At 72.7% G+C, this 15195-nt stretch carries 15 protein-coding genes; 13 read left to right on the forward strand and 2 right to left on the reverse strand.

Going from position 1 to position 15195, the window contains the following annotated elements:
* Positions 1 to 240: 240 nt before the first annotated feature.
* From rpmI to CRP52_RS26245, 10 genes are all read left to right on the forward strand, one after another.
* Entirely contained in the window at positions 241 to 435 is a 195-nt protein-coding gene (gene rpmI / locus CRP52_RS26200; RefSeq protein WP_045701618.1) for a 50S ribosomal protein L35, read from the forward strand.
* A 109-nt stretch (positions 436 to 544) separates the two neighbouring features.
* Entirely contained in the window at positions 545 to 940 is a 396-nt protein-coding gene (gene rplT, locus CRP52_RS26205; RefSeq protein WP_030055649.1) for a 50S ribosomal protein L20, read from the forward strand.
* A 113-nt stretch (positions 941 to 1053) separates the two neighbouring features.
* A complete protein-coding gene (locus tag CRP52_RS26210; protein ID WP_097238635.1) occupies positions 1054 to 1920 on the forward strand; it encodes a TrmH family RNA methyltransferase in 867 nt (288 codons plus the stop codon).
* Positions 1921 to 2029: 109 nt separating this feature from the next.
* On the forward strand, positions 2030 to 3133 hold the full coding sequence (locus CRP52_RS26215; RefSeq protein WP_097238636.1) for a sensor histidine kinase: 1104 nt from the start codon (positions 2030 to 2032) through the stop codon (positions 3131 to 3133).
* 243 nt (positions 3134 to 3376) lie between these two features.
* Positions 3377 to 4498, forward strand: a complete 1122-nt coding sequence (pheS, locus tag CRP52_RS26220; RefSeq protein WP_097238637.1) for a phenylalanine--tRNA ligase subunit alpha — start codon at positions 3377 to 3379, stop codon at positions 4496 to 4498.
* Positions 4498 to 6999, forward strand: coding sequence for a phenylalanine--tRNA ligase subunit beta (pheT, locus tag CRP52_RS26225; RefSeq protein ID WP_097238638.1), 2502 nt, complete (start codon positions 4498 to 4500; stop codon positions 6997 to 6999). Before pheS ends, pheT begins: the two co-directional genes overlap by 1 nt.
* 125 nt (positions 7000 to 7124) lie before the next feature.
* Positions 7125 to 7562, forward strand: a complete 438-nt coding sequence (locus CRP52_RS26230) for a GntR family transcriptional regulator (protein WP_097238639.1) — start codon at positions 7125 to 7127, stop codon at positions 7560 to 7562.
* Positions 7562 to 8488, forward strand: a complete 927-nt coding sequence (locus CRP52_RS26235; RefSeq protein ID WP_097238640.1) for an ATP-binding cassette domain-containing protein — start codon at positions 7562 to 7564, stop codon at positions 8486 to 8488. The genes CRP52_RS26230 and CRP52_RS26235 overlap by 1 nt, the downstream gene beginning before the upstream one ends.
* Entirely contained in the window at positions 8485 to 9450 is a 966-nt protein-coding gene (locus tag CRP52_RS26240) for an ABC transporter permease subunit (protein ID WP_097238641.1), read from the forward strand. The genes CRP52_RS26235 and CRP52_RS26240 overlap by 4 nt, the downstream gene beginning before the upstream one ends.
* Positions 9451 to 9572: 122 nt before the next feature.
* Positions 9573 to 10415: a chitosanase gene (locus CRP52_RS26245; RefSeq protein ID WP_097238642.1), complete on the forward strand. Its 843-nt coding sequence runs from the start codon at positions 9573 to 9575 to the stop codon at positions 10413 to 10415.
* Between the two features lie 95 nt (positions 10416 to 10510).
* On the opposite strand, the gene CRP52_RS26250 is transcribed toward CRP52_RS26245, so the two are convergent.
* A complete protein-coding gene (locus CRP52_RS26250) occupies positions 10511 to 11380 on the reverse strand; it encodes a 3-hydroxybutyryl-CoA dehydrogenase (protein WP_097238643.1) in 870 nt (289 codons plus the stop codon).
* Between the two features lie 282 nt (positions 11381 to 11662).
* On the opposite strand from CRP52_RS26250, the gene CRP52_RS26255 reads away from it, so the two are divergent.
* Positions 11663 to 12481, forward strand: coding sequence for an SDR family NAD(P)-dependent oxidoreductase (locus CRP52_RS26255; protein ID WP_097238644.1), 819 nt, complete (start codon positions 11663 to 11665; stop codon positions 12479 to 12481).
* An 11-nt stretch (positions 12482 to 12492) separates the two neighbouring features.
* On the opposite strand, the gene CRP52_RS26260 is transcribed toward CRP52_RS26255, so the two are convergent.
* Positions 12493 to 13410, reverse strand: coding sequence for a polysaccharide deacetylase family protein (locus CRP52_RS26260; protein WP_097238645.1), 918 nt, complete (start codon positions 13408 to 13410; stop codon positions 12493 to 12495).
* A 246-nt stretch (positions 13411 to 13656) separates the two neighbouring features.
* Between CRP52_RS26260 and CRP52_RS26265 the strand changes: the two genes are divergently transcribed.
* Positions 13657 to 14562, forward strand: a complete 906-nt coding sequence (locus CRP52_RS26265; protein WP_257032866.1) for an SAM-dependent methyltransferase — start codon at positions 13657 to 13659, stop codon at positions 14560 to 14562.
* Between the two features lie 115 nt (positions 14563 to 14677).
* Entirely contained in the window at positions 14678 to 15184 is a 507-nt protein-coding gene (locus tag CRP52_RS26270) for an FBP domain-containing protein (RefSeq protein ID WP_097238647.1), read from the forward strand.
* The last annotated feature ends 11 nt before the right edge of the window (positions 15185 to 15195 follow it).

Below are 15195 nucleotides of genomic sequence, written 5' to 3' on the forward strand. Positions count from 1 at the left end.
GGACGCCGAGACCGAGGCGCAGGACGCCCCGGCCGAGGCGCCGGCCACCGAGGCCGAGGCTCCGGTCGAGCAGCCGGCCGCCTCCCAGGGCGCCTGAGCCTTCACCGGCTCGGGCAGTCCGGGGGACCGGCCCCCAAGGTGACGGGGCAGCCCGCCCGGTCACCGCAGATCCATCCAGTTCACGCCCGCGTGGCACGCGCCGCGCGGGCGCGAACGGGACCGACGAGGAGATACGGCGAAATGCCGAAGCAGAAGACGCACAGTGGCGCCAGCAAGCGCTTCAAGATCAGTGGCTCTGGCAAGGTGCTGCGCGAGCGCGCCGGCCGCCGCCACCTCCTGGAGCACAAGCCCTCGACGCTGACCCGCAAGCTGGCCGGGACGATCGAGCTGGCCCCCGCTGACGCCAAGAAGATCAAGAAGCTTCTCGGCAAGTGATCGCCCTCCCGCCCGGCGCGAGCCGTGAGCGGGGCAGCTGATCCTTCCCGACCCATTCGAATGACGGACCACGTGAAGTAGTCCGTGGTCCAACCCAAGGAGTAATCAAGTGGCACGCGTCAAGCGGGCAGTCAACGCCCACAAGAAGCGCCGGGTCATCCTGGAGCGCGCCAGCGGCTACCGTGGCCAGCGTTCGCGCCTGTACCGCAAGGCCAAGGAGCAGGTCACCCACTCGCTGGTCTACAACTTCAACGACCGCAAGAAGCGCAAGGGCGACTTCCGTCAGCTGTGGATCCAGCGCATCAACGCTGCGGCCCGTGCCAACGGCATCACCTACAACCGCTTCGTGCAGGGCCTGAAGGCCGCCAGCGTCGAGATCGACCGCAAGATGCTGGCCGACCTGGCCGTCAACGACCCGGGTGCGTTCGCCTCCCTGGTCGAGGTCGCCCAGAAGGCGCTGCCGGCCGACGTGAACGCCCCGAAGGCCGCCGCGGACGCCGCCTGATCTTCCGAGATCGGTTGAGCTCTGACCGGACCCGCAGGCTCTCCTGCGGGTCCGGTTCTGCATTCCAGCCCCTCAGCGACCTCCGTCCGCCAGCGCCTCCAGAGAACGAGACCATGCCGAGCACCGACACCCCCCTGCTGACCTCCCTGCGCTCGCCGCGCGTCGTGGCCGCCCGCCGGCTGGCCAAGCGCAACCAGCGGACCAAGGAGCGCCGCTTCCTGGCCGAGGGCCCGCAGGCCGTCCGGGAGGCCATCGCGTTCGGCAGGCTGCCGGGCACGGCCGAGCACGCCGTGGTGGAGGTGTACGTGGGGCCGGACGCCGCCGAGCGGCACGCGGACATCGTCGAGGCCGCCCTCGCCGAGGGGCTGCCGGTGCTGACCGCCACCGACGAGGTCATCGCCGGGATCTGCGACACCGTGACCCCGCAGGGCATCGTGGCGCTCTGCCGCTTCATCGACACCCCCTTCGACGAGGTGCTCAAGGCCCGCCCGCGGCTGGTCGCGATCCTCGCCCACGTGCGCGACCCCGGCAACGCCGGCACCGTGCTGCGCACCGCCGACGCGGCCGGGGCGGACGCGGTGGTGCTCACCGACGCCTCGGTGGACCTCTACAACCCGAAGGCCGTCCGGGCCTCCGTGGGCAGCCTCTTCCACCTGCCGGTGGCCGTCGGCGTGCCGGTCGAGGAGGCCGTCGGCAGGCTGCGCGAGGCCGGCGTCCGGGTGCTCGCGGCGGACGGCGCGGGGGAGCGCGACCTGGACCAGGAACTGGACGAGGGCACCCTGGGCGCACCCGGCGCGTGGGTGTTCGGCAACGAGGCGTGGGGGCTCCCGGAGGAGACCCGCGCGCTCACCGACGAGGTCGTGCGCGTCCCGATCCACGGCCACGCCGAGAGCCTCAACCTGGCCACCGCCGCCGCCGTCTGCCTGTACGCCTCCGCCCGGGCGCAGCGCTCCCCGGGCGGCTGCCGCTCGAACGCCTGACCGGGCGCGTGCGGATCACCCGTTGCAAGCCCTACTGCCTGGGCCTGGGAGGCGCTAGGGTCTGCCTCGGTGGGGGGAACGGCACGGTGGGTAATCGGGGAGGCAACCCATGGTCGGCAGCGGGCCCGAGCTCGACCCGGACGACCTTCCGGACGGCCTGGTGGTCGCCGACGGGCTGGGCCGGGTGGTCTGCTTCAACCGGGCCGCGGCCCGGCTCACCGGCGTGTCCCCGGAGGCCGCGCTCGGCCACGAGCTGGAGGACGTCCTCCCGCTGGAGGACCTGGACGGCCGGCGCTGGTGGCAGCTGACCGACCCGTACGGCGGCCTGGCCACCCGCACCCGCCAGCCGGAGCGCAACCTGCTGCTGCCCGGCGGCCGCGAGGTGCTGGTCTCCGCCCGGTACGTCCGTACGGAGCCGTGCGGGCGGCTGGAGCGCCTGGTGATCGCCCTGCGCGGCACCGAGGCCCGGCGCCGCACCGAGCGCAGCCACGCCGAGCTGATCGCCACCGTCGCGCACGAGCTGCGCTCGCCGCTGACCAGTGTCAAGGGCTTCACGGCGACGCTGCTGGCCAAGTGGGAGCGGTTCACCGACGGGCAGAAGCGGCTGATGCTGGAGACCGTGGACGCCGACGCCGACCGGGTCACCCGGCTGATCGCCGAGCTGCTGGACATCTCCCGGATCGACGCCGGCCGGCTGGAGCTGCGCAAGCAGGTGGTGGACCTGGCCGCGGCGGTGCGCCGGCACGTCGAGCGCAAGGTCGCCACCGGAATCCCCGAGGAGCGCTTCGACGTCCGGGTCAACGAGCCGCTGACCGTCCTGTGGGCCGACCCGGACAAGGTCGACCAGGTGCTCGCCAACCTGCTGGAAAATGCGGTGCGCCACGGTGAGGGAACTGTCACGATCGAAGTGGCACCGGCCAAGGAGGTCGTCGAGGCGCCCGTCTGGGAGCGCTCCGGCACCCCGCCCCGCATCGTGGAAGGCACAGCGGTCACCGTGAGCGACGAAGGTAGCGGCATTCCCGAGGAGTCGATGCCGCGCGTCTTCACGCGGTTCTGGCGCGGTTCCAAGCGCGGCGGCACGGGCCTGGGCCTCTACATCGTCAAGGGCATCGTGGAGGCGCACGGCGGCTCGATCCGCGTCGACCGCGCACCCGGCGGCGGCGCCCGGTTCCGATTTATCCTGCCCGCCGGCATTCCGGACTTCATGCTCTGACCTGTTCCGACAGGTCACGGAGGTCCCGCCGGACGGGCTTCGCGGCAGCCGCGCTACGCGCTGCGACTACACTCGACCTTTGGCGTCGCGCAACGCCCTGCGCGGCTGAGCCGCGGACACCCCCTCCCGTGAGCCTCCGGTGAACGGAGATCGGCTGCCCGTGCCTCCGGCCCCGCCGGGCGTGACGCGAAGGCGAGCCCACCCACCTGAGCACGGACGAGCAGGAGCACGGGAAAGATAGAGATGTCGGCACCCAACAAGTCGTACGACCCGGTCGAGGTCGAGGCCCTCAAGCCCGAGGTGGTGGAGCAGGCGCGGGACGAGGCCATCGCCGCCTTCGCCGCCGCCACCACCCTGGACGAGCTGAAGCAGGCCAAGGTCGCCCACACCGGCGACCGGTCCCCGCTCTCGCTCGCCAACCGCGAGATCGGCGCCCTGCCCCCGCACGCCAAGGCCGCCGCCGGCAAGATGATCGGCGAGGCCCGCGGACGGGTCGGCAAGGCCCACGCCGTCCGCCAGGCCGAGCTGGAGGCGGAGCGGGACGCCCGCGTGCTGGTCGAGGAGGCGGTGGACGTCACGCTGCCGTACGACCGCACCCCGCGCGGCGCCCGGCACCCGCTGACCACCATGGCCGAGCGCATCGAGGACACCTTCGTGGCCATGGGCTACCAGGTCGCCGAGGGCCCCGAGGTCGAGGCCGAGTGGCTCAACTTCGACGCCCTCAACCTGGGCCCGGACCACCCGGCCCGGTCGATGCAGGACACCTTCTTCGTCCAGGCCCCGGACGGCTCCGCCGACTCCGGCGTGGTGCTGCGCACCCAGACCTCCCCGGTCCAGGCCCGCACCATGCTCGACCGCGAGCCCCCGCTGTACGTGGTCTGCCCCGGCCGGGTCTACCGGACGGACGAGCTGGACGCCACCCACACCCCGGTCTTCCGCCAGGTCGAGGGTCTCGCGGTGGACGAGGGCATCACCTTCGCCGACCTCAAGGGCACCATCGAGGTGCTGGTCGAGAAGCTGATCGGCGACCACCTCGAACTGCGCTGGCGCCCCTCGTACTTCCCGTTCACCGAGCCGTCGGCCGAGGTCGACCTGCAGTGCTTCGTGTGCCGCGGGGAGAGCGTCGGCAACCCGGACCGGCCGTGCCGCACCTGCTCCTCCGAGGGCTGGATCGAGCTCGGCGGCTGCGGCGTGGTCAACCCGCGGGTGCTGATCGCCTGCGGCGTCGACCCGAACCGCTACAGCGGCTTCGCCTTCGGCCTGGGCCTGGAGCGGATCCTGATGAATCGTCACAACGTCGCCGACATGCGCGACATGGTCGAGGGTGACGTGCGCTTCACCCTCCCGTTCGGGATGGAGATCTGATGCGCGTCCCGCTTTCCTGGCTGCGCGAGTACGTCGACCTGCCGGCCGGCGAGACCGGCCGTGACGTCGCGGAGCGCCTGGTCCGGGCCGGCCTGGAGGTCGAGACCGTCGAGCAGCTCGGCGGCGAGCTCAAGGGCCCGCTGGTGGTCGGCGAGGTGCTCTCCATCGAGGAGCTGACCGGCTTCAAGAAGCCGATCCGGCACTGCTTCGTCAACGTCGGCGACGCCAACGGCACCGGCGAGCCGCAGGAGATCGTCTGCGGCGCGACCAACTTCGCGGTCGGCGACAAGGTCGTCGTCGTGCTCCCCGGCGCCGTGCTGCCCGGCCCCTTCCCGATCGCCGCCCGCCAGACCTACGGCCACACCTCGGCCGGCATGATCTGCTCCGCCCGGGAGCTGGGCATGGGCGACGACCACAGCGGCATCATCGTGCTCCCGCCGGAGTACGAGCCCGGCACCGACGCCATCGAGCTGCTCCAGCTCGTCGACGAGGTGCTCGACATCGCCGTCACCCCGGACCGCGGCTACTGCCTGTCCATGCGCGGCGTGGCCCGCGAGGCCGCCGCCGCGTACGGTCTGCCGCTGGCCGACCCGGCGCTGCTCGACGTGCCGCCGGCCAACTCCTTCGGCTACCTGGTCAAGGTCAACGACCCGGCCGGCTGCGACCGCTTCGTGGCCCGGACGGTCGTCGGCGTCGACCCGAACGCCAAGTCCCCGATCTGGCTGCAGCGCCGCCTGCAGAAGGCCGGGATCCGCCCGATCTCACTGACCGTCGACATCACCAACTACGTGATGCTGGAGGTCGGCCAGCCGCTGCACGCCTACGACAAGCAGCGCGTGAACGGCCCGATCACGGTCCGCCGGGCGGAGGAGGGCGAGACCCTCACCACCCTCGACGGTGTGGAGCGCAAGCTCTCCGCCGAGGACCTGCTGATCTGTGACAACAGCGGCCCGATCGGCCTGGCCGGCGTGATGGGCGGCGCCTCCACCGAGATCCTCGACCCGGCCGCCGGCCCGGGCACCACCGAGGTGATCATCGAGGCGGCGCACTTCGACCCGGTCGCCATCGCCCGCACCGCCAAGCGGCACAAGCTGCCCTCCGAGGCGTCCAAGCGCTTCGAGCGCGGCGTCGACCCGGAGGCCGCCCGCGCCGCCGCGCAGCGCGCCGTCGACCTGCTCGTGCTGATCGCCGGCGGCACCGCCGAGGCCGGGGTCACCGACATCGCCGGCCCGCACCCGGTGCGCACCATCACCATCGCCGCCGACCTGCCCGACCGGGTGGCCGGCACCGAGTACGGCCGCGAGACCGTCACCCGGCGCCTGCAGGAAGTCGGCTGCGCGGTCGCCGGTGCGGACGTCCTGGAGGTCACCCCGCCGAGCTGGCGCCCCGACCTCACCGACCCGTACGACCTCGCGGAGGAGGTCATCCGGCTGGAGGGCTACGACAACGTCCCCGCCCGGATGCCCAACGTGCCGCCGGGCAAGGGCCTGACCGAGGACCAGCGGGTCAACCGCCGGATCGGCGTCGCGCTGGCCGCGGCCGGCTACGTCGAGGTCAACAACTACCCGTTCCTCGGCGACGCCGCCTGGGAGGCGCTCGGCCTGGAGGCGGACGACCGCCGCCGCCGTACGGTGAAGCTGGTCAACCCGCTCAACGACGAGGAGCCGGCGCTGCGCACCACGCTGCTGCCGGGCCTGCTCGGGGCGCTGCGCCGCAACGTCGGCCGCGGCAACACCGACCTGGCGATCTTCGAGGCGGGCACCGTCTTCCTGCCCAAGGACGAGCTGCGGGTCGCCCCGCGTCCGGCCGTCGACCACCGGCCCAGCGACGAGGAGCTGGCCGAGCTGGACGCCGCGCTGCCGGACCAGCCGCGCCGGATCGCCGTCGCCCTCGCGGGCGAGCGGCTGCCCTCGGGCTGGTGGGGCAAGGGAGACCAGGCCTCCTGGGCGGACGCCGTCGAGGCGGCCCGTACGGTGGCCCGTGCGGCCGGCGTCGAGCTGACCGTCCGCCAGGGGCAGCTGGCGCCCTGGCACCCGGGCCGCTGCGCCGAGCTGGTCGTGGCCGGCACCGACCGGGTCGTCGGCCACGCCGGTGAGCTGCACCCGCGGGTGGTCAAGGCGCTCGGGCTGCCGGCCCGCAGTGTCGCGATGGAGATCGACATCGACCTGCTGACCGCCGACGGTGCCGAGCGGGTCAGCGGCCCGACCGTCTCCGGCTTCCCGGTGGCCACCCAGGACGTCGCGCTGATCGTCGACACCAAGGTCCCGGCCGCCGACGTGGAGTCCGCGCTGCGTGCGGGCGCCGGCGAACTGCTGGAGGCCATCCGGCTGTTCGACGTGTTCACCGGCGAGCAGATCGGTGAGGGCAAGAAGTCGCTGGCCTACGCGCTGCGCTTCCGCGCCGTCGACCGGACGCTGACCGCCGACGAGGCCAGCGCGGCCCGCGAGGCGGCCGTCGCCGAGGCCGTCGCCCGTACGGGCGCGGTGCTGCGCGGCGCCTGATCCCGCAGCGCCCTGCCAGGGGCCCCACTCCGGACCGAGAGGTCGGGGTGGGGCCCTTTGCATGTTCCGGATTTGACGGTGTCTTGGGTTGACCGGACATCAGGTCATCGCTTATCTCTTTACCTATGGAAGTAGATAAAGGCGAGGACCGGCCCTCTCCGATCGAGTTCCGCCTGGACCCGGCCTCCGGCGTCCCGACCTACCTGCAGCTCGTGCAGCAGGTCGAACAGGCGCTGCGGATGGGCTGGTTGACCGAGGGGGACCGGCTGCCCCGGGTGCGCGAGGTGGTGGCCGGGCTGGCGATCAATCCGAACACCGTGCTCAAGGCGTACCGCGAGCTGGAGCACCGTGGCCTCGCGGTCGGCCGCCGGGGCCAGGGCACTTTCGTCCGGGGGCTGCCCGCCGGGGTGGTGCCGCTGCGCGAACGGGCCGCGCTGCGGCGGGGATTGCTGGACTGGATGCGCTCGGCGAGGACCGCCGGGCTGGACGAGGAGGGGATGGCCGCCGTGTTCGAGGACGCGCTGCGCGACCTGCGCGAGGGCCGGGACGGGGTGGTGGCCTGATGGCCGCGGACACGGTGATCGACTGCGCCGGGCTCGGCAAGCGCTACCGCCGCTCCTGGGCGCTGCGGGACTGCCGGCTCGCCGTCCCGGCCGGGCACGTGGTGGCCCTGGTCGGCCCGAACGGCGCCGGCAAGACCACGCTGCTCGGCCTGGCTGCCGGCCTGACCCTGCCCAGCGTGGGCGCCATGACCGTCCTGGGTGACCAACTCCCGGGCTCTCCCCGGGCGTTGGACCGGATCGGCTTCGTCGCCCAGAACGCCGTGCTCTACCCGGGCCTGCGCGTGCGCGACCTGCTCGCGATGGGCCGCCACCTCAACCGCCGCTGGGACGCCGCCCGGGCGCGCACCCACCTGGACGGCCTCGGCATCCCGCTGGACCGCAAGTACGGCCGTCTCTCCGGCGGCCAGCAGGCGCAGGTCTCGCTCGCGCTGGCGCTCGCCAAGCGGCCTGAACTCCTCCTCCTGGACGAGCCGCTGGCCGCGCTCGACCCGCTGGCCCGGCACGACTTCATGTCCGTGCTGCTGACCGCCGTGGCCGAGGACGGCCTCTCGGTGGTGTTCTCCTCGCACGCCGTCAACGAGCTGGAGCAGAGCTGTGACTACCTGGTGGTGCTCGGCGGCGGCCGGGTCCAGGTGGCGGGGGAGGTGGACGACCTGCTGGCCGGCCACCGGATGCTCACCGGCCCGACCGCCGAGGCGGACGCGGTCGCCGGGCGGCTGCCGGTGGTCCGCGACCGCCGGGCCGGAGTCCAGTCCCACCTACTGGTCCGCACCGGCGGCCCGGACGCCCCGGTGTCCGAGGGCTGGCGCCAACAGCGCGTCGGCCTGGAGGAGTTGGTGCTCGCCTACCTGCGCGAGCCGACCGCTTCCGCCCTGCCCGGCCCGCGCGGAGCGGTTCGCCCGAACGAGAGGGTGCTGCTGCCGTGAGTGCCACCACCATCGCCCCGCCCCGCTCCGCCGTCCTGCGGGCGGCCGGGCTGCGCCACCGGACGACCCTGGTGACCCTGCTCGCCGTGATGGCCGCGATCGCGCTCGCGCTGCTGCTGCACGGCTGGTACGTCCACGACGGCCTGGAGCGTTCCGGGGCCGCGTCCTGCGACCCGGCCTCGGAGGCCTGCCTGCAGAAGTTCAAGCAGTTCCTGCACCAGTACGGCGGCGCGGGGCTGCAGTCCCTCGACCTGGTGCTGTACGTGCTCGGCGGAGCGTTCGGCGCCTTCGTCGGCGGTCCCTTGCTGGCGCGGGAGTTCGAGCACGGGACGGTGCGCTTCGTCTGGACCCAGGGCGTCGGCCGCACCCGCTGGACGGCCGGCTCGCTGGCGCTGGCCGGCGGGGTGGTGGCCGTGGTGGCCGGGCTCTTCGGGCTCCTGCTGCGCTGGTGGAGCTCGCCGCTGAAGCTGGCGGACGGGCAGTTCTCCGAGGACCTGTTCGCGCAGACCTGGCCGGTGATGATCGGCCGCGTGGTGCTGCCCTTCGGCGTGGCCGCCCTGGTCGGCGCCGTGCTGCGGCGCACGGTGGTGGCGGTGGGTACGGGCCTGGCGGTCTCGGTCCTGCTGCCGTACGTGGCCGCGTCCTTCCGGTTCCACTACCTGCAGCCGCTGGAGGAGCCGGTGCACTCGATGCGGGCGATGGCGCTGGACGGGCGCTGGCTGGGGGAGGTCTGGTACTCCGACCCGGCCGGGAACCGGATCTCCGTCGACGAGTTCTACCGGCACGGCGACTTCGGGCAGCTCCAGGCACTGCTGCGGGACGGCGGCTACACGGCCCATCAGGTGTACCAGCCGGCGGACCGCTTCTGGCCGTTCCAGTTCATCGAGTTCGGGTGGATGACCGCCCTGGGGCTGGCCGCCTGCGCGGCGGCGGTCTGGTGGGTCCGGCGCCGGGCGGCCTGACCTGCGACTCCCTTGATCGCTTGAAGAGTTTCCGTCAAAACCCTTGCGGGGGCGGGTCCGGAGGGCGTTTCCTTTCCTCTCGTTAGGAAAGTTTCCTAACCCACGAGGAATCGGAGCGTCCCATGCGCCCTCAGCCCCGCCGTGCCCTCCGCATCGCCCTCGCCGCCGCCCTGGTGGCCGCGCCCCTCACCGTCGCGGCCACCACGGCGGCCCAGGCCGCCCCGGCGCCGGCCGCGTCCGTCCGGCTCAAGGGGGTCGGGCTGGACGACCCGCACAAGAAGGACATCGCGATGCAGCTGGTGTCCAGCGCGGAGAACTCCTCGCTGGACTGGAAGGCCCAGTACAAGTACATCGAGGACATCAAGGACGGCCGCGGCTACACCGCCGGCATCATCGGCTTCTGTTCCGGCACCGGCGACATGCTGGAGCTCGTCCAGCACTACACCGACCTCAAGCCCGGCAACATCCTCGCCAAGTACCTGCCGGCCCTGAAGAAGGTCAACGGCACCGACTCGCACGCCGGCCTCGGCTCCGCGTTCGAGCGCGACTGGGCCACGGCCGCCAAGGACACCGTCTTCCAGCAGGCCCAGAACGACGAGCGCGACCGGGTCTACTTCAATCCGGCCGTCAACCAGGCCAAGGCCGACGGCCTGCGCGCGCTCGGCCAGTTCGCCTACTACGACGCCATCGTCATGCACGGCCCGGGCAACAGCTCGGACAGCTTCGGCGGCATCCGCGCCGCCGCCATGAAGAAGGCCAAGACCCCGGCCCAGGGCGGCGACGAGGCCACCTACCTGAAGGCGTTCCTGGACGCCCGCAAGGTGGTCATGAAGAAGGAGGAGGCCCACTCCGACACCAGCCGGGTCGACACCGAGCAGCTGGTCTTCCTCAACGCGAAGAACTTCGACCTCAACCCGCCGCTGAAGTGGAAGGTCTACGGCGACAGCTACGCCATCAACAGCTAGCTGATGCATCATCAGTAGCTGACGTATCGTCAATGCACCGGGCCCGGCAGCCGGATCACGGCCGCCGGGCCCCGTTGTCGCTCCCGCCGGAAGGGTCAGGCGCTCGCGGTGTAGTCGTAGAAGCCGCGGCCCGACTTGCGGCCCAGCAGGCCCGCGTCGACCATCCGGGACAGCAGCGGCGGAGCGGCGTACAGCGGCTCCTTGTACTCGTCGTACATCGACTCGGCGATCGAGACGATGGTGTCCAGGCCGATCAGGTCGCACAGCCGCAGCGGGCCCATCGGGTGGGCGCAGCCGGCCTCCATGCCCTTGTCGATGTCGGAGGCGGTGGCCACGCCCGACTCGAACATCCGCACCGCGGACAGCAGGTACGGCACCAGCAGCGCGTTGACCACGAAGCCGGCCCGGTCGCGGGCGCGGATCGGCTCCTTGCCGAGCACCTGGGTGGCGAAGGCCTCGACCCGCTCGGTGGTGGTCGCCGAGGTGGTCAGGGTCGGGATGACCTCGACCAGCTTCTGCACCGGCGCCGGGTTGAAGAAGTGCAGGCCGATGACCTGCTCCGGGCGGGAGGTGGCGGCGGCCAGCTTCACGATCGGGATCGAGGAGGTGTTGGAGGCCAGGATCGCGTCGCGGCGCTCGATCACCTGGTCCAGGGTCTGGAAGATCTGGACCTTGATGTCCTCGCGCTCGGCGACCGCCTCGACCACCAGGTCACGGTCGGCGAAGTCGGACAGGTCGGTGGTGAAGGACAGCCGGGCCATCGCCTCGTCCCGCTGCTCGGGGGTCAGCTTGCCGCGCTTGACGGCCGTCTCCAGGGAGTTGGTCAGCCGGGTACGGCCGAACTCCAGCGCCTCGCCGCTGGCCTCCGACACCAGGACGTCCAGCCCGGCCCGGGCGAAGACCTCGGCGATGCCCGACCCCATCAGACCGCAGCCGACTACTCCGACGCGCGCGATGTCACTCACTCAGTTGCCCTTCGGTGGTGCTGGGGGTCACCCAGCGACTGGTGGCCCAGCAAGCTGCTGGTCAACGGGCCGGTGCGCCGGAATGGGTGCACCGGTCACCGCCCCGACGACGTTACTACTCCGTACCGGCCGGTAGGTCACCCCCTCCCCGGAGGAGTGCCACCGCCGGGAGTCCCCCGAAAGGGTGAGCCCGCGCCCCCGGCGGGTGCGCCCGGGGCCGCCACCGCCCGCCGGCCGACAGAATGCCGCAGACGGGGGCCGGGGACGGGAAGGGAGCACACGGTGCCGACGGGATCGCTCACAGGACAGGTCGCCCTGGTCACCGGCGCCGGCCGGGGAATCGGCCGGGAGATCGCCATCGGCCTGGCCGCCGAGGGGATGGCCGTCGGCCTGGTCGGCCGCACCCACGAGACGCTGACCGCAACCCTCAAGGAGTGCGTCAAGCACGGCTCCAGGGGCGTGGCCGTCACTGCCGACGTCACCCGGCCCGGCTCGGTGCGCGAGGCCGTCCGGCTCGTCGAACGCGACCTCGGCCCGATCGACCTGCTGGTCAACAACGCCGGACAGGTCGACCGCGCCGAGGTGCCGATCTGGGAGACCGACGCCAACCAGTGGTGGCAGGTGGTCGAGACCAACCTGCGCGGCCCCTACAACCTGCTGCGCTGCGTCCTGCCCGGCATGGTCGCCCGGCGGAGCGGGCGGGTGCTCAACCTCAACTCCGGCTTCGCGCTGCGCCCCGACGGCCACTACACCGCCTACGCCACCTCCAAGGGCGCGCTGCTCCAGCTCTCCGACAACATGGCGGACTCGCTCGCAGGGCACGGCGTCGTCGTCCTGGACATCAGCCCGGGCGCGGTGGCCACCGACATGACCGCCGGGATGCCGATGTTCAAGGACATGAAGACCTGGGGCTCCATCCCGTACATGGTCGCGGTCACCGCGGACGCCGCCCGCGGGCGCTTCGACGCGCTGCACGGGCGGTTCATCCACGCCGGGCGGGACGACCTGGAGGAGCTGGTCACCCGGGCCGAGGAGATCCGCGCCGCGGACGCCCGCACCCTGCGGCTGCGCCCGTACAAGGACGACGACCCGATGGTCTGATCAGCAGTCCTTCAGGCGCACAACTGGCTGGCCGTCACCGGCTTGAGCCCCGCCTTGGCCAGGCCGTCCAGAATGGCCGGCAGCGCGTCCACCGTGCACTGGTGGCCCATGTGCAGGGCCACCACCGAACCGCCGCGCACCGAGTTCAGCACCCGGCGCTGCAGTTCGGCGGCCGAAGGGTCGCTGTAGTCGCGCGGGTCGACGTCGAAGGACAGCACGTGCTCGTAGCCGACGGCCCTGGCCTGCTCGCGCACCATCGGGGTGGCGTACTGGGCGGCGGAGGGGCGGAACCAGCGGCCGATCGAGCCGGTGAGCCGCTGCAGCCGCTCGGCGCACTGGGCGATCTCGGCGCGCGCCTGGTCGGGCGTCATGGCAGAGATGTTGAGGTGGTTCTGGGTGTGGTTGCCCAACTCGTGGCCGCCGTCCAGGATCCGTCGGGCCATCTGCGGCTGCTGGTCGAGCCAGCTGCCGACGACCATCACGGTCAGCTTGGCGCCGCGCTGCTCGGCGATCTCCAGCAGGGCGGTGGCCAGCTTCGGGTCGCCGCTGCCGTGGAAGGTGAGCGCCACGTTCCTGCCGGTGCGCGGCCCGTACACGACCTCGACCGGGGTGCCGGCCGCGAGCGGGGGCAGCGGGGGCGGGGTCGGCGGGGCGGAGGGCTGGGCGGCGGTCGCGCCCGCCCCGGCGGCGGCCTGCGGCTCGGCCGGCTCGGCCGGGGCCGTGGGGGCGGGGGAGGCCGGGCCCTCGCCGCCGTTCCACGCCGGGTCGGTGGTGTGCTGCGGATCGACGGTGCCGGGGTGCGCGGCCAGCGCCCCGGGGTCGGCCCGGCGGGGCGTGCCGGTACCGCAGGCCGTGAGGAGGCCGGCGGTGGCGGTGAGGGCGGCCATCTTGGCGGTGGTGCGCAGCACGGTGCGGCGGTCGGCAGTCATCGGCAGCCAGCATAGAGACGACGGGCCCGGCGGGCGATCCGGTACGACCGGTGTCCGGGCCGTTGCCCGTACTGCTGTCCGTATCGCTGTCCGTTCGCTGTCCGTTCGCTGTCCATGGCGTGTTTGACGTGCACACATCTTGTCTACGGGTGTTGCGTAAACCTGAACTCCCGCTGTTTCCACGGCCTGTCGTTGGATACGATCACCGCGCACCGCGGGACGACGCGCGGTCGCCACACTTCCGGCATGGCGCATTGGGGGCGGGACGGGATGTACGAGGACACTGCGGCGGGGCGGGCGGCCGACACCGACTGGAACTGGGTCAGAGCGGACGACTGGCAGCCGCCGAGCGAACTGGACACCGGCATCCCGCACACGGCCCGGATGTACGACTACTACCTGGGCGGCAAGGACAACTTCGAGGCCGACCGCAAGGCCGCCCAGGCCGCGATAGCCGCCTACCCCGCACTGCCGCTGCTCGCCCGCACCAACCGGCAGTTCCTCGGCCGCGCCGTGGAGTTCGTGGCCGGCCGGGGCATCCGCCAGTTCGTCGACATCGGCACCGGCATCCCCGCCGTCGGCTCCACCAGCGAGGTCGCCCAGCGGGTCGCCCCGGACGCCCGCGTGGTGTACGTGGACAACGACCCGATCGTGGCCACCCACGCCCGCGCCCTGCTCGCCGGCCACCCCACCGGGCACACCTCGGTGATCGAGGCCGACCTGCGCGACCCGGCCACGATCCTCGGCCACCCCGCGCTGGCCGCCGCCGTCGACCTCTCCCAGCCGGTCGCGCTGATGCTGGTCGCCGTCCTGCACTTCATCCGCGACGAGGACGGTGCGCAGCAGATCGTCCGCGCCCTGCGCGACGCGCTCGCGCCGGGCAGCGCGCTGATCCTCTCCCACGGCAGCCCCGACTTCGCCTCCCGGGAGAGCGCCGCCGAGGGCACCCGCATCTACAAGAGCGCCAGCGCCCCCCTCGTCCTGCGCCCCCGGGCCGGCGTCGAACCCTTCTTCGGCGACTTCGAGTTCGCCGGCCCCGGCCTCGTCCAACTCCCGCTCTGGCGCCCCACCCCCGGCCACGTCCCCACCACCGAACTCCCCGAGGGCTGGCAGGACGTCTCCGCCTACGCGGGCGTCGCCTTCAAGCCGTAGGCAGCCCGGGGCGGACCCAGGCCCACCGGCGAGCCCGCGCCCGCCCGGATGGCCCGGTACGTACCGGGAGAAATTGACGCGACAGGCCGCGGGCGACGGTGTTAGCTTCCGCGCCATGGAACCCCTGAGTGAGAACGAGATCCGCGCGTCCTTCGTCAACTGCTCCAAGGGCGAGGCCCGTCGGCTCAACCTGCCCCGGGGTCTGGCCGAACTGCCGTGGGAGAACCTGGACTTCCTCGGCTGGCGGGACCAGGGCGCGCCCGACCGCGCCTACCTGGTGGCCGTGCACGGCGGTGAGCCGGTCGGGGTGACGCTGCGGGTGCCGACGGTGCGGCGCAGCCTCACCAAGAGCAACGTGTGCTCGCTGTGCATCACCACCCACGCCGGTACCGGCGTCGCGCTGCTCGCCGCCCGCCGGGCCGGGGTGGCCGGCCGCGAGGGCAACACGGTCGGGACGTACATCTGCGCCGACCTCGCCTGCTCCCTCTACGTGCGCGGGTTGAAGAAGTCCACCCTGGTGACCAGGCCCGACGAGTCGCTGCCGCTGGAGCAGCAGATCGCCCGTACGGTGGGCAACCTCGACGCCTTCCTGGCCAAGGTGCTCACCGACACCGCCGCGTAGCCGAGTCCCGG

The organism is Streptomyces sp. 1331.2 (assembly GCF_900199205.1).
Taxonomy (GTDB): domain Bacteria; phylum Actinomycetota; class Actinomycetes; order Streptomycetales; family Streptomycetaceae; genus Kitasatospora.

Coding starts and splice junctions, on each gene's coding strand:
- rpmI (WP_045701618.1), top strand. CDS start 241: ATGCCGAAGCAGAAGACGCACAGTGGCGCCAGCAAGCGCTTCAAGATC.
- CRP52_RS26265 (WP_257032866.1), top strand. CDS start 13,657: ATGGCGCATTGGGGGCGGGACGGGATGTACGAGGACACTGCGGCGGGG.
- CRP52_RS26270 (WP_097238647.1), top strand. CDS start 14,678: ATGGAACCCCTGAGTGAGAACGAGATCCGCGCGTCCTTCGTCAACTGC.
- CRP52_RS26210 (WP_097238635.1), top strand. CDS start 1,054: ATGCCGAGCACCGACACCCCCCTGCTGACCTCCCTGCGCTCGCCGCGC.
- CRP52_RS26215 (WP_097238636.1), top strand. CDS start 2,030: ATGGTCGGCAGCGGGCCCGAGCTCGACCCGGACGACCTTCCGGACGGC.
- CRP52_RS26230 (WP_097238639.1), top strand. CDS start 7,125: ATGGAAGTAGATAAAGGCGAGGACCGGCCCTCTCCGATCGAGTTCCGC.
- pheS (WP_097238637.1), top strand. CDS start 3,377: ATGTCGGCACCCAACAAGTCGTACGACCCGGTCGAGGTCGAGGCCCTC.
- pheT (WP_097238638.1), top strand. CDS start 4,498: ATGCGCGTCCCGCTTTCCTGGCTGCGCGAGTACGTCGACCTGCCGGCC.
- CRP52_RS26235 (WP_097238640.1), top strand. CDS start 7,562: ATGGCCGCGGACACGGTGATCGACTGCGCCGGGCTCGGCAAGCGCTAC.
- CRP52_RS26245 (WP_097238642.1), top strand. CDS start 9,573: ATGCGCCCTCAGCCCCGCCGTGCCCTCCGCATCGCCCTCGCCGCCGCC.
- CRP52_RS26260 (WP_097238645.1), bottom strand. CDS start 13,410: ATGACTGCCGACCGCCGCACCGTGCTGCGCACCACCGCCAAGATGGCC.